This window comes from Streptomyces sp. NPDC055749 (genome assembly GCF_053617235.1).
Window position 1 is genome coordinate 1 of the sequence record NZ_JBSHFH010000134.1, and the last position, 1,017, is coordinate 1,017.

Genomic DNA, 1,017 nt, shown 5'->3' on the forward strand with positions numbered 1-1,017 from the left:
TCTTCCGAAGATCGCGATGCAGCCCGAACCGCATGACGTCAATCGCCAAAGCCGTCCTCACCCTGGAGAGGCAAGGCTGAAAACGCTCAATGATTGATTGCCACTGAAGTTGGACCACTGCACGGTTGGTGTCATTGAGCGTTCACCGGCCTGATCAGAGACCTGCGCGTGGCGCATCCATTCGCCGGCCTGCACGCACCCAGCTCCCCATTCCGGCTAGCAATTGGCGCTGGTCAAGGAGGCCGGTCAGGCTTGGGACGATCAGAGCAGCCGCATTCGTGCCGGGAACGGTGACAGTCTGCTCGTCCAGGGGAGTGAGGATGCCTTCGACCCGCCGCTCGGTCATCCGCGGGGCCTTGGGCCGCATCAGCGTGACCAGCCGGCGTCGTCCGGGCTGACGCGGTCGGCTGCATCGTTATCCGCCCGCGCCACGTTGGCGCTCAACGAACTCCTCATCCGCGCCACCGAACAAGCCTGACCGTTCGGTGCCCCCGGCTCGTCAAGCCGGCCGGGTGCCAACGCCACCGGGGATGCGCAATGGCCGCCTGCCGGCTGGGCAGGGTGTGGTCGCGGGCGTTCAGGGCCTGTCGTTCGACGTGGTCTTTGCGGGTGGGGTGCCTCGTTCTCCGGGGTGGTTTGTGTTGTCATGACGGGTTATTCGGAGTTGTGGTTGAACTGGGTTTTGGTCCAGTGGTAGCCGAGAGTGGTGAGTGCGAGGCACCAGGCGACGGTGATCCAGCCGTTATGGCCGATCTCGGTGCCGAGGAGGAGGCCGCGGAGGGTTTCGATGGCGGGGGTGAAGGGCTGGTACTCGGCGATGGGCTGGAACCAGCCGGGCATGGTGTTGGCGGGGATGAAGGCACTGGAGATGAAGGGGAGGAGGATTAGTGGCATGGCCATGTTGCTGGCGGCTTCGGCGTTGGGGCTGGCCATGCCCATGCCGACCGCGATCCAGGTGAGTGCCAGGGAGAACAGGGTGAGCAGTCCGAACGCTGCCAGCCATTCCAGAGCGGTGGC

Annotated in this window: 1 protein-coding gene and 1 pseudogene; both read right to left on the bottom strand. The window is 64.9% G+C overall.

What is annotated here, in order from left to right:
• Positions 1 to 214: 214 nt before the first annotated feature.
• A pseudogene (locus ACWGO0_RS37445) lies at positions 215 to 400 on the bottom strand (IS110 family transposase); the annotation flags it as partial.
• A 254-nt stretch (positions 401 to 654) separates the two neighbouring features.
• Positions 655 to 1,017: ABC transporter permease (locus tag ACWGO0_RS37450; RefSeq protein ID WP_453544888.1), on the bottom strand; the 363-nt coding region annotated here is incomplete at its 5' end.